This window comes from Rhodoferax sp. (assembly GCF_044236835.1).
Lineage (GTDB): Bacteria > Pseudomonadota > Gammaproteobacteria > Burkholderiales > Burkholderiaceae_C > Allorhodoferax.
Window position 1 is genome coordinate 44,316 of sequence record NZ_JBIIGC010000009.1, and the last position, 22,096, is coordinate 66,411.

The following is a 22,096-nucleotide window of genomic DNA, read 5'->3' on the forward strand; positions in this document are numbered from 1 at the left end:
ACCCCCCCCATTTAATGGGAAATCCACAAGGAGTACCAATGCGTCATTACGAAATCATCCTCATGATCCATCCGGATCAGAGCGAGCAGGTTCCAGCCATGCTGGAGCGTTACAAGGGCATGATCACCGCCGGTGGCGGCAAGATCCACCGTGTTGAAGACTGGGGTCGCCGCCAGTTGGTCTACATGATCAATAAGCTGGCCAAGGCCCACTATCTATGCATCAACATCGAAGCTGAGCAAGCAGTTATGGCCGAGTTGGAGCATGCGTTCAAATTCAACGACGCTGTGTTGCGCCACCTCACCGTGCTCAAGAAGAAGGCCGAAACTGGACCTTCGTCCATGATGAAAACGGTAGAGCGCGAAGACGCGCGCAAGACCCAGCAGGCCGAGTACCAGGCCTAAGGGGCCGCCGCCTCGCTTGGAGTGCACACCAACACCTGTGTTCTAAGTGCCTGTATCGCCGAGGTCGAACCTCTGCGGTATACGCCCTCCGGATTGCCGGCGCTGACCTTGCGACTCGAGCACGAGTCACAGCAAATGGACGGTGGCAATCCCAGAACCGTGAAGGTGGCCCTCAAAGCGCTGGCTTTCGGTGTGCTGGCAGAGCGGCTTGCTAAGCAGGCTGTCGGCAGTCACTGGAAATTCAGTGGTTTTTTGAGCAACGCGCGGCAAGGTAAATCGGTGGTTTTGAATATTCAAGATTTTTTTTAAGACTTTTTTAGGAGTCCATGATGCCCGGACCAAAACGCTTCAACAAAGACAAGCGCCCCAAGCGCAATACCCAATCCCTGCTGTTCAAGCGCAAGCGCTTTTGCCGCTTCACCGTCACCGGTGTGGAAGAGATTGACTACAAAGACATCGACACCTTGCGCGATTTCATTGCGGAAAACGGCAAGATCATCCCGGCACGTCTGACCGGCACCCGCGCCATTTTCCAGCGCCAGCTCAACACCGCGATCAAGCGCGCTCGCTTCCTGGCGATGTTGCCTTACAGCGACCAACACAAGATCTAAGGAGCCGAGCCATGCAAATCATTCTGCTCGACAAAGTAGTCAACCTCGGCAACCTCGGCGAAATCGTCAAGGTCAAAGACGGCTATGCCCGTAACTTTTTGATTCCCACCGGCCGCGCACGCCGTGCGACCGAAGCCGCCAAGGCCGAGTTCGAAGCCAAGCGCGCCGAGCTCGAAAAGGTAGCCGCTGCCAAGTTGGCCGAGGCCCAAGGCCTGGGCGAGAAGCTCGCAGGTACCACGCTCAAGCTGACCCAAAAGGCTGGCGTGGATGGCCGTCTGTTTGGTTCGGTCACCAACTCGGACATTTCCGAAGAGTTGGTGCGTACCGGCTATAAGGTGGCCAAAGCCCAGGTGCGTATGCCCAACGGCCCGATCAAAACGATTGGCGACAGCACCGTGAGCGTGGCCTTGCACACCGATGTGGTGGTCGAGATCACCGTATCGGTGTACGGAGAGACTGCCTAAGCCTCGGAGCCTTCATCACTTGGGTTTGCGGTGGCGTTCAGTACGCCACCCAAGACCTAAACCAAGCCGTTCGCGCGCTGCGTGAGCGGCTTTTTTGTTGGCCCCATCGCCTTGGCGATGGCGTAGCGGCGAAGGCAGTGCGCGGCTGCGCGTCTTAGACAGGTTCTCGCTACGCCACATCGGGGTGGTCAGTTTGCCCGACTCGTCCATCTTCTATTTGTCTGAAAATGATCGACGCTTGTCGCTTTGCGCGTGGACCCATGTCGCCATTAGGGGAAAAATAGGGGTCTACTGAGCAAGCGACCCAAGGAGTACGACATGCACACCTGTCTTTTTGTGATCGACGCGCAAGAGTCTTTTCGCCAACGTACCGACTGGAACGCCGCGCTGGCCGCCCAGTACCTCACTCATCAGAACGCGCTGGTGGATGGAGCCAAGGCGCAAGGTATGCAGATCGTTCGCATTGTTCACAGCCAGGGCGCCAACGAAGTTGCCAACCCGTTTTCAGAAGCGTCTGGGGGCCTGCAACCCTTGGCGGGCTTGGTCCAGTTTCGTGCCGCGGCGACCTTCGTCAAGAGCCGCCACAGCGCCCTGGTGGGTACCGACTTGCAGGTGTGGCTGACAGAAAACCACATGCGCAAGATCATCGTCAGCGGCATCCGTACCGAGCAATGCTGCGAAACCACCACCCGCCACGCCTCGGACCTGGGTTGGGAGGTGGACTTCGTTGTAGACGCTACCTTGACGTTTGACATGATCCAGCCGGACGGCACGACCCTCCGTGCGGCAGACATCAAGTCGCGAACGGCCACCGTGCTGCACCAGCGTTTTGCCAGGGTGTGCACGGTGCAGCAGGCCCTGGCAGCATGACCGTCAAGCACATCACCCTGTTGGCCTTCGACGGGATGGAGGCGCTGGACTTTGCCGGGCCCTTTGAAGTGTTTACCACCGCATCGCGCATGCACCAGCGCTTGCACCCGGGCACCGCGCCGTGGTGCGCGGTGCGTTGTGTGGCGCAGGGCGACGGTCCGGTGACGGCGCGTGCTGGTCTGCGCGTTGTGCCAGACGCCACCTTTGATCAACCAGCAGACGACATCGATGTGCTGCTCATTCCAGGCGGCGTGGTCAGCGAGGCGATGCAAAGCGAGGCAACCCTGCATTGGATACGCCAAAGCGCCGGGCGGGCACGCATCACTGCGTCGGTGTGCACGGGCGCCTTTCTGCTGGCGGCCAGCGGCGTGCTTTGCGATGAAAAGGTCACCACCCACTGGGAAGATGTGGCCGACTTGCGCGCCCAGTTTCCCCAACTGCAGGTGCAAACCGGAGTGCGCTGGGTCGATGAAGGGGCAGTTGTCACGTCAGCTGGCATCAGTGCGGGCATCGACATGGGCCTGCACCTGGTGCAGCGCTTGGGCGGCGAGACGCTGGCTGTGCGCACCGCACGGCAAATGGACTTTGCATGGACACGCAACTGAGCGCTGCGTTGCGCGCTGCGCCCGAGCTGCGCTGGGAGGTGTTGTTCGTGCTATTGCCCGATAGCTTGGTGCTGGATTGGGCGGGGCCTGCCGAGGCCCTGCGCGTTGCCAACCAGACCATGTCTGAGCTGGGTAGCGCCGAACCGTTTCGCCTGCGTTATGTCGGGCCCGTGGGCGAAGCGTCGAGCTCGGTCGGCGTGACCCTGGCGGGTGTGGAGCCCTTGCCGAAGGTGTTCGAGCGTCCCACGTGGATCGTGTTGCTGGGCCAGCCTGGAAAGCGCATCGATGTGCACAACAGCGCGACGCAAGCGTGCCTGCGCTGGCTGGAAAAGCTCCGGCTACAGCGCGGCGTGTTGGAACTGCTGACGGTGTGTACCGGCGCCGTGATTGCGGCCCACGCGGGCCTGCTCCATGGGCGGCGCGCAACCACGCACCACCAGCACCTGGACGAATTGCAAAGCGCAGCGCCTGGTTGCCACGTGGTGGGCAACCGGGTGTTTGTGGAAGATGGGCCGATTTTCAGCAGCGCCGGTGTGACCACCGGGGTGGATCTGGTACTGCAGCGCATCAGCGAAGTGTGTGGCGCAGCGGCGGCGGCCGAGGTGGCGCACACCCTCGTACTACCGATGCGCCGCGGGCCACAGGACCCGCAGCTGTCGCCCTTTTTGGCCCACCGTAACCACCTGCACCCAGCAGTACACCGTGTGCAGGACGCAATCAGCCATACCCCCACCCACGGCTGGGACCTTGCAGCCATGGCTTCCATCGCCCACACCTCGCCGCGCCACTTGAACCGCTTGTTTGCAGAGCATGCGTGCGTCGCACCCTTGACCTATCTGCGGCAAATCCGGCTGACGCTAGCCCAGCATGCGCTGCGCAGCGGCAGCACCGTGACGCAGGCCGCAGAGATGGCGGGCTTCAGTTCAGACACCCAGCTGCGCCGGGCTTGGCACCAATTCGGTCTGCGGGGTACACCCTCTGGTGCGGGTGAATAAGGAGAGGATTCCAGGCAAGCAACCGCCAGGGTGCGCAGCAGCGTTTGGCATGGCACCGACCGGGACGACACCCCCTAACGCGCGGTCGCATCCTCCGCCACCACGCTGAGTTCCAGCCAGCGCTCTTCCAGTTGCTCACGTTCGCTGTTAAGCGTGTGCAGGCGTTTGGCCAGCTCGGCGATATCGGCAGGGTTGGGCAGGGCGGCCAGACGGGTTTCGATGGTGGCGGCCTCCTCCTGCAGCACGTGGATGCGTGCCTCCACCGACTGCAACTCTTTTTGCCAGCGCTTGCGCTGCTCTGACGACGGTGCGCCGACCGGTCCGGCGGCGTGGGTCGAACCTTTCGCGCTCGAAGCGCTCTGGGCGGCCACCGCCCCTGCGTTGGCGCTTGCTGGCGTGGTTTGCACAGCTGCCGCGCGCACCTCACTTTTGCTCGCCACCTTGGCTTCGTCCCGCGCGGCTTCGCGCTGGCGCTTGGCCTCGTCGAGCAGGTAGCGCTGGTAGTCGTCAAGGTCCCCATCAAAAGGTGCTACGCCACCGCGTGACACCATCCAAAACTCGTCGCAGACCGAGCGCAGCAGCGCGCGGTCGTGGCTGACCAGCATCACCGTGCCTTCGAACTCATTGAGCGCCATGCCCAGCGCTTCCCGCGTGGCCAAGTCGAGGTGGTTGGTGGGCTCGTCCAGCAGCAGCAGGTTAGGGCGCTGCCAGACGATCATGCACAGCACCAAGCGCGCCTTTTCCCCGCCGCTCATGCTGCCAACGGTCTGCTTGACCATGTCGCCATTGAAGTTGAAGGTGCCCAAGAAGCTGCGCAAGTCCTGCTCGCGGGTGGCTTGGCCTTGCAGCTTGCCAAGCGCGGTGAGTTGCCGCACCAGCCCGATCATGTGCTCCAGCGGGTTGTCTTGCGGTCGCAGCACGTCAAGCTCCTGCTGCGCGAAGTAACCAATGTTGAGGCCCTTGCCCTCGGTGATCTCGCCGCCCTGGACCGCCAGAGCGCGTGCAATGGTCTTTACGACGGTGGACTTGCCTTGTCCGTTGGCGCCCAGAATGCCAATGCGCTGGCCCGCCAGCACCGAGCGGCTCACATTGCGAACGATGACCACGGGGGGTGTGCCCAGAGCTGCGTCCTCGGGCGGCGGGTAGCCAAAGCTGGCGCCCTGCATGGACAGCATGGGGTTGGGCAAATTGGCTGGCTCTTTGAATTCGAAACTGAAATCCGCCTCGGAGAGCAGCGGTGCAAGCTTCTCCATGCGGTCCAGCGCCTTGACCCGGCTTTGCGCCTGCTTGGCCTTGCTCGCCTTGGCCTTGAAGCGGGCGATGAACTTTTGCAGGTGTGCGATTTTGTCCTGCTGCTTGGCGTAGGCGTTTTGCTGCAGCTCCATTTGCTCGGCGCGCATGTCCTCGAACTTGCTGTAGTTGCCGCCGTAGCGCACCAGTTTGGCGCTGTCCATGTGCAGGGTGACTTGCGTCACCGCATCGAGAAATTCTCGGTCGTGGCTGATCACAATCAGCGTGCCCTCATAGCGCTTGAGCCAGGCCTCCAGCCAGACCAGCGCGTCCAAGTCGAGGTGGTTGGTGGGTTCGTCCAGCAGCAGCAGGTCAGACGGGCACATCAGCGCGCGCGCCAGTTGCAAGCGCATGCGCCAGCCGCCCGAGAAGCTATTCACCGGCCGCGCCAATTCGATGGTCTTGAAGCCCAGTCCCAAAATGAGCGCCTGCGCGCGTGCTGCGGCATCGTGCTCGCCAGCGTCTTGCAGCGCCATGTAGGCGTGGGCCATGCGGTCGTAGTCGTCAGTGGCTTCGGCGGCAGTGACTTCGGCCCGTGCGGCCACCAGCGTGGTGTCGCCTTCGAGCACGAATTCGGTGGCACTTTGCTCGGTCTCCGGCATGTCCTGCGCCACCTGACCCATGCGCCATTGCGGCGGTACGTAGCATTCGCCTGCATCCTCGTGCAAGCTGCCATTGAGCAGGGCAAACAGCGACGATTTACCCGCGCCGTTGCGCCCCACCAGACCCACTTTTTCGCCCGGGTTCAGGGTCATGGAGGCGCCGTCGAGCAGCACCTTGGCGCTGCGGCGCAGTGTGACGTTTTTTAAGGTGATCATGGCAACAGTGCTTCGCGCGTTAGCAACAAGACCTGGTCTTCGCCTGCGCTGGTTTCCAGCCAGACCGCATCCAAGCTGGGAAATGCGGCCTCAAAGTAGGGACGTTCGTTGCCGATTTCCAGCACCAGCACCGCCCCCGGGTTCATGTGGTGCGGCGCATCGCGCAGCAAAGTGCGCACAAAGTCCATGCCATCGCTGCCACCCTGGGCGTTGCCGTCCAGCGCAATCCGTGGCTCGTGCTGGTACTCCGGGGGCAGGGCGGCCATGCTGTGGGCATTGACGTAGGGCGGGTTGCAAACAATAAGGTCGTAGCCACCGGGCAGGTTGGTTAAGCCGTCGGATTGCAGCAGCCGGATGCGTTCTTTCAGCCCGTGCCGCTGCACATTGATGCTGGCCACATCCAATGCGTCTTGCGAGATATCTGCCGCATCCACCACCACCTCTGGGTATACCGAGGCCGCAATGATGGCCAAGCTGGCGTTGCCGGTGCACAGGTCCAGCACCGTGTGGGTGGACGCTTGCAGCCAGTAATCCAACCCACCGCCCACGAGCAGCTCGGCAATCAACGAGCGCGGGATGATGACCCGCTCGTCCACATAGAAACCAAAGCCCTGCAGCCAGGCTTCGCCGGTCAGGTAGGCCAAGGGTTTGCGCAGCGTGATGCGCTGGGTCAGCAGGTCCGCTACGCGCTCGCGCTGCGCGTCGGAGAGATCCATCTCGGCCAGCGCATATCCAGCGTCCAAGGGCGTGTCCAGTGGCAAACCCAAGGACCACAGTACCAGCCATGCGGCCTCGTCATGCGCACTGGTGGTGCCATGGCCGAACGCAAGGTTTGTCGCGGTCAGCGCCTGGGCCACCGCGTGCACCTGTTCGTGCAGCTTCATGCGCGCGCCTGCGCTTCGAGGTTTTCCAAGACCCGGCGGTAAATGTTTTTCAGCGGCTCGATGTCGGCGAGCGCCACACACTCGTTGAGCTTGTGGATGGTGGCGTTGGGCGGCCCCAGCTCAACCACCTGGGGACAGATTTGCGCAATGAAGCGGCCATCGCTGGTCCCGCCGGTGGTCGAGAGCTGGGTCTCCAGGCCGGTTTCGGCCAAGATCGCGCTGCGCACCGCGTCCACCAAAACGCCTGGCGGTGTGAGAAACGGCAAGCCGCCCACGGTCCAAGCAATGTCGTAATCCAGACCATGTCGGTCCAGCACCTCGGTCAGGCGGCTTTGCAGGGACTCTGGGGTGGACTCGGTGGAAAAACGAAAGTTGAAATCGACCACCACCGTGCCTGGAATGACATTGCTTGCGCCCGTGCCACCGTGAATGTTGCTGATCTGCCAGGTGGTGGGTGGGAAAAACGCATTGCCTTGGTCCCAGACCACGCCAGTGAGTTCGGCCAAGGCCGGTGCCGCCAGGTGGATGGGGTTTTTGGCGAGATGCGGATACGCGATATGCCCTTGCACGCCTTTCACCGTGAGCTTGCCGCCCATGGTGCCGCGACGCCCGTTTTTGATCATGTCGCCGGTGCGCTCCACCGAAGTGGGCTCGCCCACGATGCAGTAGTCCACCGCCTGCGCTCGCGCCTGGAGCATGCGGCAAACGACCACGGTGCCGTCCTTGGCTGGGCCTTCCTCGTCGCTGGTCAGCAGGAAACCAATTCCGAGCCGGCTCTGCGGCTGCGCCGCAAGAAACTCCCGCGTGGCCACCACAAACGCAGCGAGCGAGGTCTTCATGTCGCTGGTGCCGCGGCCGTACAAGTGGCCGTCGCGGTGGGTGGGCACAAAGGGCGGAGACTGCCATTGGTCCAGCGGGCCGGTGGGTACCACATCGGTGTGGCCGGCAAACACCAAGGTTTTTGCGCCGGACCGTGCGGGCCGCAAGGCCCACAGGTTGTGCACGCGGAAGTCGTCGGGCCCGCTGTCGATGGTTTCGCTCACAAAGCCCAGTGGCTCCAGATGCTGGATGAGAAGCGCCTGGCAGCCGCCATCGTCCGGTGTGACCGAGGCCTGGGACACGAGCTGCTCGGTCAGTGCAAGGGTGTCTGGCGTCACTGCTTGATGTCCAAGGTGATCTCGGTGAAAGCCACTTCTGGCTCTTCTGCCTGGGGTGGCGCCGGTGGCTTGGTGCTTTGGCCAAAGTCGTTTTGCAGCCGCCACATCAAATTGGTGGGCGAGTCGGCGTGGGCGAGACCCTCCTTGCGGTCCACCACGCCCTCGCGGATCAGCCGGGCAATGTCCTGTTCAAACGACTGCGAGCCTTCGGCCATGGACTGCTCCAGCGACTCCTTGAGTCCAAAAAAGTCGCCTTGCGCAATCAGGTCGGCCACGAGTTTGGTGTTGAGCAGAATCTCGACCGCCGGCGTGAGCACGCCCTGCACAGTGCGCAGCAGGCGCTGCGAGACCACCACTTTGAGCGCGGCGGCGAGGTCACCCAGCAAGGTCTCGCGCACCTGTGTTGGGTAAAAGCTCAGGATACGGTTGAGCGCCTGGTGGCTGTTGTTCGCATGCATGGTCGCCAGGCACAGGTGGCCGGACTGCGCATAGGCGATGGCGGCGGACATGGTCTGTTGATCGCGAATTTCGCCAATAAAAATGACGTCGGGCGACTGGCGCAATGCATTCTTGAGCGCCACCTCCAGCGACTCGGTGTCGGTGCCGATCTCGCGCTGGTTGACGATGGACTTTTTGTTCTTGAACAAGAACTCGATGGGATCTTCCAGGGTCAAGATGTGCCCGGCCACACGGGCGTTGCGCAAATCAAGCATGGACGCCAAGGTGGTGCTTTTGCCGGAGCCGGTGGAACCCACCATCAGAATCAAACCACGCCGCTCCATGATGAGCTCGCCTAGAACTGGCGGAACGGACAGCTCCGACAAAGGCGGCACTTCCACTGCGATGTAGCGGATTACCGCCGCAATCGAGCCACGTTGCCGCATGGCGCTGAGGCGAAAACGTCCCACGCCCGCTACGGGGAAACCAATATTGAGCTCGCCAACTTGGTCGAGTAGCGCCAGTTTTTCCGGCTGCAGCACCTCTGCCAGCAGATCGCGCGGCGCGTCGGGCGGCAAGACCTGGCTGTTGATGGGCACGCACAGCCCATTGATTTTCATCAGCGCCGGCGCGTGGGCGGAAAGGTACACGTCCGATGCGTTCTTCTCTGCCATCAAGCGCAGGATGCGCTCCATGGTGCCGGACGCGGGGGCGGGTGACATGGCGATCGCGGCGGGAGTAGGGTGCTTGGGGTGGTCGGCTCAGTCGCGCAACAAGTCGTTGAGCGAGGTCTTGGCACGGGTTTGGGCGTCGACGCGCTTGACGATGACGGCGCAGTACAGGCTGTACTTGCCGTCGGCGCTGGGCAGGTTGCCTGATACCACCACCGAGCCCGCAGGAATGCGGCCGTAGGTCACGGCGCCGGTGGCGCGGTCGTAAATCTTGGTGCTCTGGCCGATGTACACGCCCATGGAGATGACCGAATTCTCTTCGACGATGACGCCTTCCACCACCTCGGAGCGCGCGCCGATGAAGCAGTTGTCCTCGATGATGGTCGGGTTGGCCTGCACCGGTTCCAGCACACCACCGATACCAACACCGCCGCTTAAGTGCACGTTTTTGCCGATCTGGGCGCAAGAGCCTACGGTAGCCCAGGTGTCGACCATGGTGGCCTCATCCACATAGGCGCCGATGTTGACGTAGGAGGGCATGAGGATCACGCCTTTGGCCAGGTAGCTGCCGCGCCGGGCCACAGCCGGTGGCACCACGCGCACACCGGTGGCTTTCATGGCGTCTTCGTCGAGGTGGGCGAACTTGGTTTGCACCTTGTCATAGAAGCCCAAATCGCCCGCCCGCACCACCGTGTTGTCTTTGAGGCGAAAGCTCAGCAGCACCGCTTTTTTGATCCACTGGTGCGTGGTCCACTGGCCCACACTTTCGCGGGTGGCAACGCGCAGCTTGCCAGAGTTGAGCGATGCAATGACGTGCTCGACTGCGTCCTTGAGTTCGGCCGAGGCGGACTGCATGGAGAGGTTGGCGCGGTCGTCCCAGGCGGCGTCGATGATGGCTTGGAGTTGCTGTGTCATGGTGTCTTGTCTTTTTCGGATGGGGTTATCGGGATTGCACAAACTCGACGATGCGCCGCGCGGCTTCCAGGCACTCGTCGGCGGGTGCCACCAGCGCCATGCGGATGCGGCCTGACCCGGGGTTGCCGGCGTCGGTATCGCGCGCGAGGTAGCTGCCGGGCAGAACCGTGACATTGTAAAGAGCGAGCAGATCGCGCGCGAAGTCGGTGTCGCTACCGGCAACCCGGGCCCAGAGGTAGAAACCGGCGTCGGGCAGCGCCACATCCAGCACATTTGCCAGCAGCGGCGTGACCTGCTCAAACTTGACCCGGTACTGTGCGCGGTTGTCGACCACATGCGATTCGTCGTTCCAGGCAGCCACGCTGGCGGCCTGCACCACTGGGCTCATCGCGCTGCCGTGGTAGGTGCGGTAAAGCAAAAAGCGCGCTACCAGACTGGCATCGCCCGCGCAGAACCCGCTGCGCATGCCCGGCACATTGCTGCGCTTGGACAGGCTGCTAAAGACCACCAGATGCTTGAAATCGCTGCGCCCCAGGCGCTGGGCCGCTTCCAGTCCGCCCAGCGGAGGATCCTGGCGGAAGTAAATCTCGCTGTAGCACTCGTCCGACGCAATCACGAATCCGTAGCGGTCACTCAGGGCAAACAGCCGCTCCCATTCGGACAACGGCATCACAGCGCCCGCCGGGTTGCCCGGCGAGCAAACAAACAACAGCTGGGTGCGCTCCCACACTGGCTGGCCCACGCTGTCCCAGTCGGGTGCGAAATTGCGTGCGGCCATGGGCGGCACGAAGTGCGGTTGGGCGCCAGCCAGCAGGGCGGCACCTTCGTAGATTTGGTAGAACGGGTTGGGGCAGACCACCAGCGGTGCAACCTGGGCCGACGGCGCAGGGTCAACCACGGTCTGGGCGATAGCGAACAAGGCTTCGCGTGAGCCATTCACGGGCAAAACTTGGGTGTCAGCGTTCAGTTGTACGCCGTAGCGCCGCCCAATCCAGGATGCAATGGCTTGTCGCAAGCGTGGCTCGCCTGCTGTGCCTGGGTAGCTGGAGAGACCTTCGGTCTGCGCAATCGCGTCGCAGTAGGCTTGCTTGATGCACTGGGGCGTGGGGTGTCTGGGTTCGCCGATGCCCAGGCTAATGGGTGTGTAGGCCGGGTTGGGCGTGACGCCGGCAAAGAGCTTGCGCAGCCGCTCAAAAGGGTAGGCCTGTAGAAGGGCCAAACGGGGGTTCATGGGCCGGAATTATGGCCCAGCGCTGCAGGCTATCATTGCGCGCTGGCCGCACCCGCTGGCGGCTTTCACGAAATCCATTGCTCAGGCCAAGCCTCCCTGTCACGTGCGCCTCAACTCCATCAAGCTTGCCGGTTTCAAGTCGTTTGTAGAACCCACGAATTTCATGCTCCCCGGGCAGCTGGTGGGTGTGGTGGGTCCCAACGGCTGCGGTAAGTCCAACATCATGGATGCAGTGCGCTGGGTATTGGGTGAAAGCCGGGCCAGCGAGCTGCGCGGCGAGTCCATGCAGGACGTCATTTTCAATGGCACCAACCACCGCAAGGCCGCCAGCCGTGCCAGCGTGGAGTTGGTGTTTGACAATGCTGACCACCGCGCTGGCGGCCAGTGGGGCCAGTTTGGCGAGATCGCAGTCAAGCGGGTGCTCACGCGCGACGGTGGATCGAGCTACTTCATCAACAACCTGCCTGTGCGCCGGCGCGATGTGCAAGATGTCTTCCTGGGAACAGGCTTGGGGCCGCGCGCCTACGCGATCATCGGACAGGGCACCATCAGCCGCATCATCGAGTCCAAGCCGGAAGAGTTGCGCCTGTTTCTTGAGGAGGCCGCGGGCGTCTCCAAGTACAAAGAGCGCCGCCGCGAAACCGAGAGCCGACTGTCTGACACCCGCGAAAACCTTACCCGCGTAGAAGACATCCTGCGCGAGCTCAACGCAAATCTCGACAAGCTCAGCAAACAAGCCGAGGTCGCTCAGACCTACCACCGGCTGCAGTCGGACGCCAACCTCAAACAGCACCAGCTGTGGTTCCTCAGGCGCGCTGAGGCGCAGGCCGAGCAGTCGCGTATCCAGGCCGAGGGTCAAGCTGCGGCAACTGCGCTAGAGGCTCGCATGGCGGACCTGCGCCAACTTGAAGCGCACCTGGAGACGGTGCGCCAGTCGCACTACGCAGCAGGCGACCTGGTCAACCAGGCGCAGGGCAAGCTCTACGAGGCCAGTACCGATGTCGGTCGACTGGAGACGGAGATTCGTTTCGTGGTGGAGGGCCGCGCCCGGGTGGAGCAAAGGCTTGTGACTTTGCACGAGCAGGCCACACTGTGGGCGGCCCGGGCTGAGGAGGCCCAGGGGGAGCTCGGTCGGCTTGAAGAAGTCGCACTCAGCGGCGACACCCAAGCCGAGGTGTTGGCCGCGCAGCTTGAAGAGCACGCCCAGCAAATTCCAGACCTGGAGGCCGCGCTGCGCCAGGCACAGGCGCAGGCCGATAGCCAGCGCACGGCGGTGGTACAGATTCAGCAGCAGCTGCAGGTGCTGGCCGCCGAGCAGCGCAGCATCGAAGAGCAAAGCCGCGGCCACCAGCTGCGCTGCGAGCGCCTCAGTGCCGACCGCAGCGTCCTGGTGGTGGCGGATGACTCCCGCTTGCATGACCAGCAGGCTCAGTGCGACGCGCTGCAGCAGGCAGCGCAGCAGGCACAGGCGCAGGTCGACACCTTGCAAGAGGCGCTGGGCGCGCGCGATACCCAGCGCCGTGAGAGCCAGCAATCCGCCAACAGCGCATCGGCGCACCAAGCGGATTTGTCAGCGCGGCTCGAGGCCCTTAAGGCCTTGCAGGAGCGGGTGAAAACTGACGGCAAGCTGCAACCCTGGCTGGCGCGCCATGGCTTGGACCATTTGCAGGGACTGTGGAGCCGCGTGCACATTGAGCAGGGCTGGGAAAACGCCTTGGAGAGCGCGCTGCGCGAGCGCCTCGCGGCGTTGGAGGTGTCGCGCTTGGACATGGTGCGCGCGTTCGCCAACGACACCCCACCGGCCAAGCTGGCTTTTTACAGCCCCCCACAGGCCCGCAAGCCAGAGCCCAGCAGCACGCTGCCGCGCTTGGTCGACTTGCTGCGATTGAATGACGCGAGCCAACGCGCCATCTTCGCCGACTGGCTGCATGGGTGCCTGACCGCGCCCAGTATGGAAGACGCACTGGCTCAGCGCAATCAGTTGCAGCCGGGTGAAACCATCTACCTGAAAACGGGCCATACCGTAAGCGCCCACGCCGTAGGTTTCTATGCCCCAGACTCAGAGCAGGCTGGCTTGCTGGCGCGCGCGCAAGAGATTGAGAGCCTGGACAAGCAATTGCGGGCGCAGCAAATCATTGCCGAGGAATCGCGCATGGCGCTGGCGCGCTCCGAGAGCGCATACGCCGACGCTATGCAGCGACTGGTCGAGGTACGGCGTGCGGCAACCGAGGCCCAGGCAAACCACCACGCCGCGCAAGTGGAAGTCCTGCGGCTAACGCAACAGGCGGAGCAGGCCCGCAGCCGCAGCCAGCAACTTGACATTGATCTGGCCGAAGTGATGGCCCAGTTGGAGTCGCTGCAAGAACGCCGCGCATTGGCACAAGAGCAGTTTGAGTCGCTGGACATCGCCTTAGGCGAAGCCCAAGAGCGCCACGCTGAACTGGAAGACCGCGTGCTGCAGGCGCAGCGTGTGCTGGCCCAGTGTTTAGAGCAACAGCGCAGCGTAGAACGCCAGGCGCAAGAAGCTCAGTTTGCCCAGCGCAGCCTGCAGTCGCGCCAGGCGGAGTTGCTGCGGTCGGTGGAAACTGCGGGAACCCAGGCGCAGACGATTGCGCGGGACGAGGCACGTGCCCGCGAGGAACTGGGCGGCCTGACCGACGCGGTGGCCCAAGCCGGGCTACAAAACGCGCTGGCGCAAAAGCTGGCCTGCGAGAAAACCTTGGGCGAACGCCGCAGCGAGTACGACGACCTCACCGCCAAACTGCGCAGCAGCGAAGAGCGCCGCATGCAACTCGAGCGCGAACTTGAACCGCTGCGCCAGCGCATCACCGAGTTCCAGCTCAAGGAGCAGGCTGCACGCCTGGGCTTCGAGCAAATGCAAGCCCAGCTTAGCGAGGCGCAGGCTGACCTGACGGCGCTTGAAAAGAGCATCCAGGAAGGCGGCGTGCGCCTGCAAGGTCTGCAAAGCGAGATCGACCGCTTGCACCGTGAGATTGCGGCCCTGGGCGCGGTCAACTTGGCGGCCTTGGACGAGCTGGCTGCCGCCCAACAGCGCAAGGCCTTTTTGGATGCGCAAAGCCAAGATTTGCGTGATGCGATGAACACCCTGGAAGACGCCATCCGCAAGATCGACGCCGAGACACGCACGTTGCTGTCGGAAACTTTCAACCAAGTCAATGGACACTTCGGGCGCATGTTCCCCGAGCTGTTTGGGGGCGGCAATGCGCGTTTGGTCATGACCGGCGACGAAATTTTGGACTCCGGCGTGCAGGTGATTGCCCAGCCGCCGGGCAAGAAGAACCAGACCATCCATCTGCTCTCCGGCGGAGAAAAGGCTTTGACCGCGATTGCGCTGGTGTTTGCCATCTTCCAGCTCAACCCCGCCCCGTTTTGCCTGTTGGACGAAGTGGACGCCCCGCTGGACGATGCCAACACCGAGCGCTATGCCAAGCTGGTGACCAGCATGAGCAAAGAGACGCAGTTTCTTTTCATCAGCCACAACAAGATCGCCATGGAAATGGCCGAGCAGCTTATCGGCGTGACCATGCAAGAGCAGGGCGTTTCCCGCATCGTGGCCGTGGACATGGACTCCGCAATCACAATGGCCACTTCGGCATGAACCTCCATGATGAGTAACCTGCAAATCGGTTTGGCGGTGTTGGGCGGCTTGGTGCTGGCCGCTTTGGTGGCCCACAGCACCTGGACGGCCCGCAAGAACGCGCCACGCCGCGCGCAGCCTGCGCCCGAGCAGCGGGACACCGCGCCAGAGCCTCAGGAGCCCATACTCGACGACACCGACCTGGCCGCCCCTGATTTGCCCCGTCCGACCACCTTGCGCAAAACCTCGCTGGACCCGCTGATCGATGTCATTGCCACCGTGGCGCTGGACCCGGCAAGCCCGGTGGTCTCCGGAGACGCCGCCATCGCCGCATCGCCTGCCACCCGCCGAGCCGGCACCAAGCCTTATGCCATCGAAGGCTACAACCTGTCGTCCCAGGTGTGGGAGCCACTGGCCGCCGGGCAGCGCTACGGCGGTTTTCAAGCGGGGGTGCAATTGGCCAACCGCTCGGGTGCGCTCAATGAAATCGAGTACTCCGAGTTTGTCGTCAAGACCCAATCGTTTGCAGACGCCCTCAACGCCACGCCGGAGTTCCCGGAAATGCGCGACGAAGTAGCCCGCGCCCGCGAGCTCGACCAATTTGCCAGTGCGCACGATGCGCAGCTTGGCTTCACCATCCGCGCCAAGAGCGCATCCTGGAGCCCCGGCTACGTGCACCAATGCGCGGCCAGGTTGGGTTTTGTGCCCGGCGCGGTGCCGGGGCGCATGGTGCTGCCCGCCAGCGTGGAAGGGCTCGCACCCGTGCTGGTGCTGGCTTTCGACTCGCAGGCGGCTTTGGCCGAAGACCCCGAGCAGTCCGCCATCCGCGAGCTGGGCTTGCACCTGGATGTGGCGCACGTGGACCGCAACGAGCAACCCTTTGTGCGCATGCGCGACGCCGCATTTGCGCTGGCCCGCGAGATGGACGGTGTGGTCACCGACGACGACGGCCAGGCGCTGGAAGCGCGCACCATGGACCTGATTGGCCAGGAGCTGGAGTCGCTCTACAACACCATGGAGCAGCGCGACTTGGCGGCGGGCAGCGTGCTGGCGCGGCGTCTGTTTTCCTGACGCTGGCGCCCGAGCTACGGCCATGCCCCAGAACCTTTCGTTTGACGAAGCTGCCTTGCAGCGCCTGCGCGCGCTGCACGCGCAACTGCACTACCACGCGCACCGCTACTACGTGCTGGATGCGCCGGAGATCCCTGATGCGCAGTACGACCAGCTGTTTCAGGAACTGCAGGCGCTGGAGGCCAAGCACCCCGAATGGCTGACGCCAGACTCCCCCACGCAGCGAGTCGGTGCAAAGCCGCTAGACCAGTTTCAGGCGGTGCGCCACGCGGTGCCCATGCTCAGCATCCGCACCGAGACCGACACCGAGTCCACTGGCGCGCAAGCGTTTGATGCCCGGGTGCGGCGTGAGTTGGAACTTTCCGAAGACGCAGCGCCGCTGGAGTACGTGGCCGAACTCAAGTTCGATGGCTTGGCCATTAACCTGCGTTACCAGCGTGGTGTGCTGGTGCAGGCCGCCACCCGTGGCGATGGCGAAAACGGGGAAGACGTCACCCAGAACATCCGCACCATCGGCCAAATTCCGCTCAAGCTGCCCGAAGGCGTGCCCGAGGTGTTGGAGGTGCGCGGCGAGGTGTATATGCGGCGCGACGACTTCGAGGCGCTCAACGCTCGCCAGCGCGCGCGCATCGCCGCCGGCGACAAAGGGGAGAAAACCTTTGTCAACCCGCGCAACGCCGCCGCCGGTGCGGTGCGTCAGCTCGATCCTGCCATTGCGGCGCAGCGGCCCTTGAGTTTTTTTGCCTACGGTGTAGGCGAGGTGTCCACTACGGCAGGCCGCCTGTTTGACACTCATATGGAACTGTTGCAGGCGCTCAAAGCCTGGGGCTTTGCGGTGGCGGCGCACACCGCTGTGGTGCAGGGTGCGGCTGGGCTGGTGGCGTTCCACCAGCGCATTGCGTCTGAGCGCGACAGTCTCCCGTTTGACATTGATGGCGTGGTCTACAAGGTCAACCGCATCGCCTTGCAGCAGCGCCTGGGTTTTGTCACCCGCGAGCCGCGCTGGGCGGTGGCGCACAAGTACCCGGCGCAAGAGCAAACCACCACGGTGTTAGCCATTGATGTGCAAGTGGGCCGCACCGGCAAGCTCACACCCGTGGCCAAGCTGGCGCCGGTGTTTGTGGGCGGCGTCACCGTCACCAACGCCACCCTGCACAACGAGGACGAGGCCCGGCGCAAAGATGTGCGCGTGGGCGACACCGTGATTGTGCGGCGCGCTGGTGATGTGATTCCCGAGGTGGTGGCCGTGGTGCCGGACAAGCGACTCGGCGACGTGGCCGTGTTTTCCATGCCGCTGGTCTGCCCGGTCTGCGGATCAACCGCAGTGCGCGAGGAGGGCGAAGCCGACCACCGCTGTACGGGTGGCCTGTTTTGCTCCGCCCAGCGCAAGCAGGCCATCCTGCATTTCGCGCAGCGCCGCGCCGTCGAGATCGAAGGATTGGGCGACAAACTGGTGGAGCAATTGGTGGACGCGCATATCGTGCGCACTTTGCCGGACCTGTACCGGCTCGGCCTGACCGCGCTAGCCGCACTGGAGCGCATGGCCGACAAGTCGGCCCAGAACATCCTGGATGCGCTGGAAAAGTCCAAGCGCACCACGCTGGCGCGTTTCATCTACGGGTTGGGGATTCGCCACGTGGGCGAGGCCACGGCCAAGGAGCTGGCCCGCCACTTCGGACGCTTGGACGCGCTGATGGACGCCGACGAAGCCGCGCTGCTGGAGGTCAACGATGTCGGACCGGTCGTTGCGCAGAGCATCCACACTTTTTTTGCCCAAGCCCACAACCGCGAGGTGGTGGAGCAATTGCGCGCCTGCGGCCTCACGTGGGAGGAGGGCAGTGCCGCCAGCGACCTGCCCAAACCTTTGGCGGGCCAGACCTTTGTGCTGACCGGCACTTTGCCGACGCTGGGCCGCGACGAGGCCAAGGACCGCATCGAGGCAGCGGGCGGCAAGGTCTCGGGTTCGGTCAGCAAAAAGACCCACTACGTGGTGGCCGGCGCGGATGCTGGCAGCAAGCTCGACAAAGCGCAGGCGCTGGGTGTGAACGTTATCGACGAGGCGGGCCTGTTGGCGCTGCTAGAGGAGAGTTCCCGTGGCAGTGCGTGAAATTTTGAAAATGGGCGACGCGCGCCTCTTGCGCACCGCACAACCCGTCACTGCGTTCGACACCGACGCGCTGCACCTGCTGGTAACCGACTTGCTCGACACCATGCGCGCAGCCAACGGCGCGGGTTTGGCGGCGCCGCAGATTGGCGTGGACTTGCAGGTGGTGATTTTTGGTAGCCGCGACTCGAACCCGCGCTACCCCGACCGGCCGCTGGTGCCGCCTACCGTGCTCGTCAACCCAAGCATTACGCCCTTGGGTGAGGAGGAAGACAGCGATTGGGAGGGCTGCCTGTCGGTGCCTGGGCTGCGTGGCATGGTGCCGCGCTGGTCGGCCATCCGCTACACCGGTTTCGACCAGTTTGGTGACCCCATCGACCGCAGCGTCAGCGGTTTTCATGCCCGGGTGGTGCAGCACGAATGCGACCACCTGTGGGGCACGCTGTACCCCATGCGGGTGCGCGACTTCACCAAGTTTGGCTTCACCGAGGTGCTGTTTCCCGGCATCTCCGACGCGCAGGACGACTGAGGGTCTACGAGGCCAGCGCGCCCAGCAACTCGGTTTCGATCTCGATTTGCGCCCGGTTGTGCTGGAGTTGCGGGCCGTGGATCAAGAACGTGTCTTCCACGCGCTCGCCCAGCGTCACCACTTTGGCAAGTTGCACTTCGATCTTGTGACGCGCTAGCACCCGCGCAATTGAGTACAGCAAGCCCAGGCGGTCGCTGGCGGACACATTGAGAAGCCAGCGCTGTGCCTTCTCGTCGGGCCGCAGCGAGACGCGTGGCGCCACCGGAAAACTCTTGACCCGACGCGACACCCGGCCTCGGCTGGGCGGCGGCAAATCGCCAGCGTTGGCAATTGCGCTGACCAAGCCGCTTTCGACCATCGCGGTGATTTCGCGAAAGTGCTCGTCCAAGTCAGTAGGCGTGATCACCTGGAAGGTGTCGAGCGCGTAGCCGGTGTTGCTGGTGTGGATGCGCGCATCCAGGATGCTGTAGGCGCCCTGGTCAAAGTAGCCACAAATGCGGGCGAACAGATCGGTCTGGTCTTTGGCGTACACCAGCACCTGCAGGCCTTCGCCCACCGGCGAGCGGCGCACCCGCACGATGGGCTCGGTGGTGTGCACGTGGCGCGAGAGCTGCTTGGTGTGCCAGGCGATGTCGGCGGCGTCGTGGCGCATGAAGTAGCCCACATCGAGCGTGTCCCACAGCGCCTTGTGCGCCTCAAAAGGCATGGCGTACAGCGCGACCATCACCAGGGCTTCGCGCTTGCGGGCTTCCACCTCGGTGTCGGGGTCGATGGCGCGGCCGCCCAAGGCGCGGGTGGTGTACTTGTACAGGTCTTCGAGTAGCTTGCCCTTCCAGGCGTTCCACACCTTGGGTGAGGTGCCGCGAATGTCGGCCACGGTCAGCAGGTACAGCGCGGTCAGGTAGCGCTCGTTGCCCACACGCTTGGCAAAGTCGCTGATCACGGTGGAGTTGCTGAGATCAGACTTTTGCGCAATGCGGCTCATGGTCAGGTGCTCGTGCACCAAAAACTCGATGAGCTTGGTGTCTTCAACGCTGATGCCGTGTTGCTTGCAAAAGCGCCGGGCTTCGGTGGTGCCCAACTCGGAATGGTCGCCCCCGCGACCTTTGGCAATGTCGTGGAAGAGTGCGGCAATGTAGAGCACCCAGGGCTTGTCCCAACCAGCAGCCAGCTGTGAGCAAAACGGGTACTCGTGGGCGTGCTCCACGATGAAGAAGCGCCGCACATTGCGCAGCACCATCAGAATGTGCTGGTCCACCGTATACACATGGAACAGGTCATGCTGCATCTGGCCAACGATGCGTCTGAACACCCAGAGGTAGCGCCCCAGCACCGAGGTTTGGTTCATCAGCCGCATGGCGTGGGTGATGCCCTCGGGTTGCATCAAGATCTTGCGGAAGGTTGCGCGGTTGACCGGGTCGCTGCGGAACTTGGCATCCATCAGGTCGCGCGCGTTGTAGAGTGCGCGCAAGGTCCGCGCCGACAGGCCTTTGACGCCCACGGTGGTTTGGTAGACCAAAAAGGTTTCCAAAATGGCGTGGGGCTCGCGCCGGTACAGGTCGTCGCTGACCACGTCGATGGCGCCGGCCTTGTCGTTGAAATGCTCGTTGATGCGGTGCGGCGCATGGGTGGAGGGGTTGAGCCGCTCCTCAATGTTCATCAGCAAAATCTGGTTGAGCTGGCTCACCGCCTTGGCCGCCCAGTAGTAGCGCTTCATCAGCGCTTCGCTGGCGCGCACAAAGCCTTTTTTGCCCGAAGCTGCTTCGCTGGACTGGTAGCCAAAGGACTCGGCTACCGCGTTTTGCAGGTCAAAAATCAGACGGTCCTCCCGGCGTCTGGCCAGCAGGTGCAGCCGCGCGCGGATTTGGAAGAGCAGCGACTCGTTGCGCTGGATTTGCCGTACCTCGAAGGTGGTGGCCAGTCCGTTTTTGGCGAGTTCGGCCCAGTTGTTTCCATAACCCGCTGCCTTGGCCACCCACAGAATCACTTGCAGATCGCGCAGGCCGCCGGGCGACTCTTTGCAGTTGGGTTCCAGCGCGTAGGGCGTGTCTTCAAACTTGGTGTGGCGCTGCTGCATCTCCAGCGTCTTAGCCACAAAGAAAGCCCGGGGGTCCATGGCCGCGAAAAATGCCTTCTGGAATGCGCGCACCAGCGTGGCGTTGCCGGTCACGCAGCGCGACTCCAGCAGCGCGGTCTGGATGGTGACGTCGCGCGCCGCTTCGCTCAGGCATTCCCCCACGGTGCGCACGCTCGAACCGATCTCCAGCCCCACGTCCCAGCAATTGCCAATGAAGCGCTCCAAACGCGCTTTCAGTGCGGGGTCTGCTTCGGGGGAATAGCCGTCGGGCAGCAGCACCAGCACGTCCACATCGGATTGCGGAAACAACTCACAGCGCCCGAATCCGCCCACTGCCATCAACGCAAACGGGTTTTGGAGCCCCGCCCACTCCCAAAGCTGCACCAGCGTGCGGTCGGCCAGCTGCGCCATCTGGTGCAGCGCCAGACGCATGCTGCGCCCCGAGGCGCCACGCTCGACCATCGCCTCTTGCAGTTGCTTCTTTTGCGCGCGGTACTGCGAGCGCAGCAGGGCGATGTCGGTCATTGCGCCTCAGGCCGCCTGGGGTACAAACGCTGGCGTCGCAGGACTGCCTGCAGAGAGGGTCAGCACCTCGTAGCCGGTGGGCGTGACCAGCACCGTGTGCTCCCACTGGGCCGACAGCGAATGGTCTTTAGTGACGATGGTCCAGCCGTCTTTCTCGGGGCCGTCTTTGATCTCTTTTTTGCCCGCATTGATCATGGGCTCGATGGTGAAGGTCATCCCTTCAACCAGCTTCTCCAGGGTGCCCGGGCGTCCGTAGTGCAGCACCTGCGGCTCTTCGTGGAACACCTGGCCGATGCCATGGCCGCAAAACTCGCGCACCACGCTGAAACCGTGGCCCTCGGCAAACTTCTGGATCGCAGCGCCAATGTCACCCAGATGCGCGCCGGGCCGGACCATTTGGATGCCGTGCCACATCGCGTCGTAGGTGACCGCACACAGCCGCCGCGCGGCAATCGAAGGCTCACCCACGAAGAACATGCGGCTGGTGTCGCCGTGCCAGCTGTCCTTGATGACGGTGATGTCGATGTTGACGATGTCGCCCTTTTTGAGCTGCTTGTCATTGGGAATGCCGTGGCACACCTGGTGATTGACCGAGGTGCAAATCGACTTGGGGTAGGGCGTGTTGCCGCCGCCGGTGTAGTTCAGGGGCGCCGGGACGGCGTGTTGCACCTGGGTGATGTAGTCGTGGGCGAGGCGGTCCAGCGCATTGGTGGTCACGCCGGGCTGGACGAAGGGGGTCAGGTAATCCAGAACCTCGGAGGCCAGCCTGCCGGCCAGGCGCATGCCTGCAATGCCCTGGGCGTCTTTGTAAGTGATGCTCATGGTTGCAATTATCCCAT

At 63.3% G+C, this 22,096-nt stretch carries 19 protein-coding genes; 11 read left to right on the forward strand and 8 right to left on the reverse strand.

What is annotated here, in order from left to right; genetic code table 11:
• Nucleotides 1-38: 38 nt before the first annotated feature.
• The 7 genes from rpsF (at nucleotide 39) to ACILRC_RS08005 (ending at nucleotide 3,949) form a co-directional block, all read left to right on the forward strand.
• Nucleotides 39-404 carry a 30S ribosomal protein S6 gene (rpsF, locus tag ACILRC_RS07975; RefSeq protein WP_395668831.1) on the forward strand — a complete coding sequence of 122 codons (366 nt, stop codon included), beginning with the start codon at nucleotides 39-41 and terminating at the stop codon, nucleotides 402-404.
• A gap of 21 nt (nucleotides 405-425) precedes the next feature.
• On the forward strand, nucleotides 426-713 hold the full coding sequence (priB, locus tag ACILRC_RS07980) for a primosomal replication protein N (RefSeq protein ID WP_395668832.1): 288 nt from the start codon (nucleotides 426-428) through the stop codon (nucleotides 711-713).
• A gap of 20 nt (nucleotides 714-733) precedes the next feature.
• Nucleotides 734-1,015 carry a 30S ribosomal protein S18 gene (rpsR, locus tag ACILRC_RS07985; protein ID WP_029708819.1) on the forward strand — a complete coding sequence of 94 codons (282 nt, stop codon included), beginning with the start codon at nucleotides 734-736 and terminating at the stop codon, nucleotides 1,013-1,015.
• Nucleotides 1,016-1,026: 11 nt separating this feature from the next.
• Nucleotides 1,027-1,479 carry a 50S ribosomal protein L9 gene (gene rplI / locus ACILRC_RS07990; protein WP_395668833.1) on the forward strand — a complete coding sequence of 151 codons (453 nt, stop codon included), beginning with the start codon at nucleotides 1,027-1,029 and terminating at the stop codon, nucleotides 1,477-1,479.
• 318 nt (nucleotides 1,480-1,797) lie between these two features.
• The gene (locus tag ACILRC_RS07995; protein ID WP_395668834.1) at nucleotides 1,798-2,349 is read left to right on the forward strand and encodes an isochorismatase family protein; all 552 of its coding nucleotides are present in this window, start codon (nucleotides 1,798-1,800) and stop codon (nucleotides 2,347-2,349) included.
• The gene (locus ACILRC_RS08000; protein WP_395668835.1) at nucleotides 2,346-2,954 is read left to right on the forward strand and encodes a DJ-1/PfpI family protein; all 609 of its coding nucleotides are present in this window, start codon (nucleotides 2,346-2,348) and stop codon (nucleotides 2,952-2,954) included. The genes ACILRC_RS07995 and ACILRC_RS08000 overlap by 4 nt, the downstream gene beginning before the upstream one ends.
• Nucleotides 2,939-3,949 carry a GlxA family transcriptional regulator gene (locus ACILRC_RS08005; protein WP_395668836.1) on the forward strand — a complete coding sequence of 337 codons (1,011 nt, stop codon included), beginning with the start codon at nucleotides 2,939-2,941 and terminating at the stop codon, nucleotides 3,947-3,949. The genes ACILRC_RS08000 and ACILRC_RS08005 overlap by 16 nt, the downstream gene beginning before the upstream one ends.
• Nucleotides 3,950-4,023: 74 nt before the next feature.
• Here the strand turns inward: ACILRC_RS08005 and ACILRC_RS08010 are convergent, their stop codons facing one another.
• The 6 genes from ACILRC_RS08010 to dapC are packed head-to-tail and all read right to left on the reverse strand — an operon-like array spanning nucleotide 4,024 to nucleotide 11,353.
• The gene (locus ACILRC_RS08010) at nucleotides 4,024-6,057 is read right to left on the reverse strand and encodes an ABC-F family ATP-binding cassette domain-containing protein (RefSeq protein ID WP_395668837.1); all 2,034 of its coding nucleotides are present in this window, start codon (nucleotides 6,055-6,057) and stop codon (nucleotides 4,024-4,026) included.
• Nucleotides 6,054-6,941 carry a 50S ribosomal protein L3 N(5)-glutamine methyltransferase gene (prmB, locus tag ACILRC_RS08015; protein ID WP_395668838.1) on the reverse strand — a complete coding sequence of 296 codons (888 nt, stop codon included), beginning with the start codon at nucleotides 6,939-6,941 and terminating at the stop codon, nucleotides 6,054-6,056. The genes ACILRC_RS08010 and prmB overlap by 4 nt, the downstream gene beginning before the upstream one ends.
• Nucleotides 6,938-8,098, reverse strand: coding sequence for a succinyl-diaminopimelate desuccinylase (gene dapE / locus ACILRC_RS08020; protein ID WP_395668839.1), 1,161 nt, complete (start codon nucleotides 8,096-8,098; stop codon nucleotides 6,938-6,940). The genes prmB and dapE overlap by 4 nt, the downstream gene beginning before the upstream one ends.
• Nucleotides 8,095-9,258 (reverse strand): PilT/PilU family type 4a pilus ATPase, encoded by a 1,164-nt coding sequence (locus ACILRC_RS08025; RefSeq protein ID WP_395668840.1) that lies wholly within the window; start codon nucleotides 9,256-9,258, stop codon nucleotides 8,095-8,097. The genes dapE and ACILRC_RS08025 overlap by 4 nt, the downstream gene beginning before the upstream one ends.
• Before the next feature lie 39 nt (nucleotides 9,259-9,297).
• A complete protein-coding gene (dapD, locus tag ACILRC_RS08030) occupies nucleotides 9,298-10,122 on the reverse strand; it encodes a 2,3,4,5-tetrahydropyridine-2,6-dicarboxylate N-succinyltransferase (RefSeq protein ID WP_395668841.1) in 825 nt (274 codons plus the stop codon).
• Nucleotides 10,123-10,147: 25 nt separating this feature from the next.
• Complete coding sequence (gene dapC / locus ACILRC_RS08035; protein WP_395668842.1) at nucleotides 10,148-11,353, reverse strand: succinyldiaminopimelate transaminase; 1,206 nt, start codon at nucleotides 11,351-11,353, stop codon at nucleotides 10,148-10,150.
• A gap of 103 nt (nucleotides 11,354-11,456) precedes the next feature.
• On the opposite strand from dapC, the gene smc reads away from it, so the two are divergent.
• Genes smc through def form a run of 4 tightly spaced genes read left to right on the forward strand, consistent with a single transcriptional unit; the run spans nucleotide 11,457 to nucleotide 18,655 of the window.
• Complete coding sequence (smc, locus tag ACILRC_RS08040; RefSeq protein ID WP_395668843.1) at nucleotides 11,457-14,972, forward strand: chromosome segregation protein SMC; 3,516 nt, start codon at nucleotides 11,457-11,459, stop codon at nucleotides 14,970-14,972.
• 9 nt (nucleotides 14,973-14,981) lie between these two features.
• A complete protein-coding gene (locus tag ACILRC_RS08045) occupies nucleotides 14,982-16,022 on the forward strand; it encodes a cell division protein FtsZ (RefSeq protein ID WP_395668844.1) in 1,041 nt (346 codons plus the stop codon).
• Between the two features lie 22 nt (nucleotides 16,023-16,044).
• A complete protein-coding gene (gene ligA / locus ACILRC_RS08050) occupies nucleotides 16,045-18,129 on the forward strand; it encodes an NAD-dependent DNA ligase LigA (protein ID WP_395668845.1) in 2,085 nt (694 codons plus the stop codon).
• On the forward strand, nucleotides 18,116-18,655 hold the full coding sequence (gene def, locus ACILRC_RS08055; protein WP_395668846.1) for a peptide deformylase: 540 nt from the start codon (nucleotides 18,116-18,118) through the stop codon (nucleotides 18,653-18,655). Before ligA ends, def begins: the two co-directional genes overlap by 14 nt.
• Before the next feature lie 4 nt (nucleotides 18,656-18,659).
• Here def and ACILRC_RS08060 read toward each other — a convergent pair whose 3' ends face one another.
• Together ACILRC_RS08060 and map are read right to left on the reverse strand one after the other, a co-directional pair.
• Entirely contained in the window at nucleotides 18,660-21,257 is a 2,598-nt protein-coding gene (locus ACILRC_RS08060; protein WP_395668847.1) for a [protein-PII] uridylyltransferase, read from the reverse strand.
• Between the two features lie 6 nt (nucleotides 21,258-21,263).
• Nucleotides 21,264-22,079 (reverse strand): type I methionyl aminopeptidase, encoded by an 816-nt coding sequence (gene map / locus ACILRC_RS08065; protein WP_395668848.1) that lies wholly within the window; start codon nucleotides 22,077-22,079, stop codon nucleotides 21,264-21,266.
• Between the last annotated feature and the right edge of the window lie 17 nt (nucleotides 22,080-22,096).

Bases quoted from the DNA above. Each gene is read 5' to 3' on its own strand.
- rpsR (WP_029708819.1), top strand. From the start codon at position 734: ATGCCCGGACCAAAACGCTTCAACAAAGACAAGCGCCCCAAGCGCAAT.
- map (WP_395668848.1), bottom strand. From the start codon at position 22,079: ATGAGCATCACTTACAAAGACGCCCAGGGCATTGCAGGCATGCGCCTG.
- rplI (WP_395668833.1), top strand. From the start codon at position 1,027: ATGCAAATCATTCTGCTCGACAAAGTAGTCAACCTCGGCAACCTCGGC.
- ligA (WP_395668845.1), top strand. From the start codon at position 16,045: ATGCCCCAGAACCTTTCGTTTGACGAAGCTGCCTTGCAGCGCCTGCGC.
- ACILRC_RS08025 (WP_395668840.1), bottom strand. From the start codon at position 9,258: ATGTCACCCGCCCCCGCGTCCGGCACCATGGAGCGCATCCTGCGCTTG.
- prmB (WP_395668838.1), bottom strand. From the start codon at position 6,941: ATGAAGCTGCACGAACAGGTGCACGCGGTGGCCCAGGCGCTGACCGCG.
- dapC (WP_395668842.1), bottom strand. From the start codon at position 11,353: ATGAACCCCCGTTTGGCCCTTCTACAGGCCTACCCTTTTGAGCGGCTG.
- ACILRC_RS08045 (WP_395668844.1), top strand. From the start codon at position 14,982: ATGAGTAACCTGCAAATCGGTTTGGCGGTGTTGGGCGGCTTGGTGCTG.
- ACILRC_RS08060 (WP_395668847.1), bottom strand. From the start codon at position 21,257: ATGACCGACATCGCCCTGCTGCGCTCGCAGTACCGCGCGCAAAAGAAG.
- ACILRC_RS08005 (WP_395668836.1), top strand. From the start codon at position 2,939: ATGGACACGCAACTGAGCGCTGCGTTGCGCGCTGCGCCCGAGCTGCGC.
- rpsF (WP_395668831.1), top strand. From the start codon at position 39: ATGCGTCATTACGAAATCATCCTCATGATCCATCCGGATCAGAGCGAG.
- ACILRC_RS08010 (WP_395668837.1), bottom strand. From the start codon at position 6,057: ATGATCACCTTAAAAAACGTCACACTGCGCCGCAGCGCCAAGGTGCTG.
- dapD (WP_395668841.1), bottom strand. From the start codon at position 10,122: ATGACACAGCAACTCCAAGCCATCATCGACGCCGCCTGGGACGACCGC.
- ACILRC_RS08000 (WP_395668835.1), top strand. From the start codon at position 2,346: ATGACCGTCAAGCACATCACCCTGTTGGCCTTCGACGGGATGGAGGCG.
- ACILRC_RS07995 (WP_395668834.1), top strand. From the start codon at position 1,798: ATGCACACCTGTCTTTTTGTGATCGACGCGCAAGAGTCTTTTCGCCAA.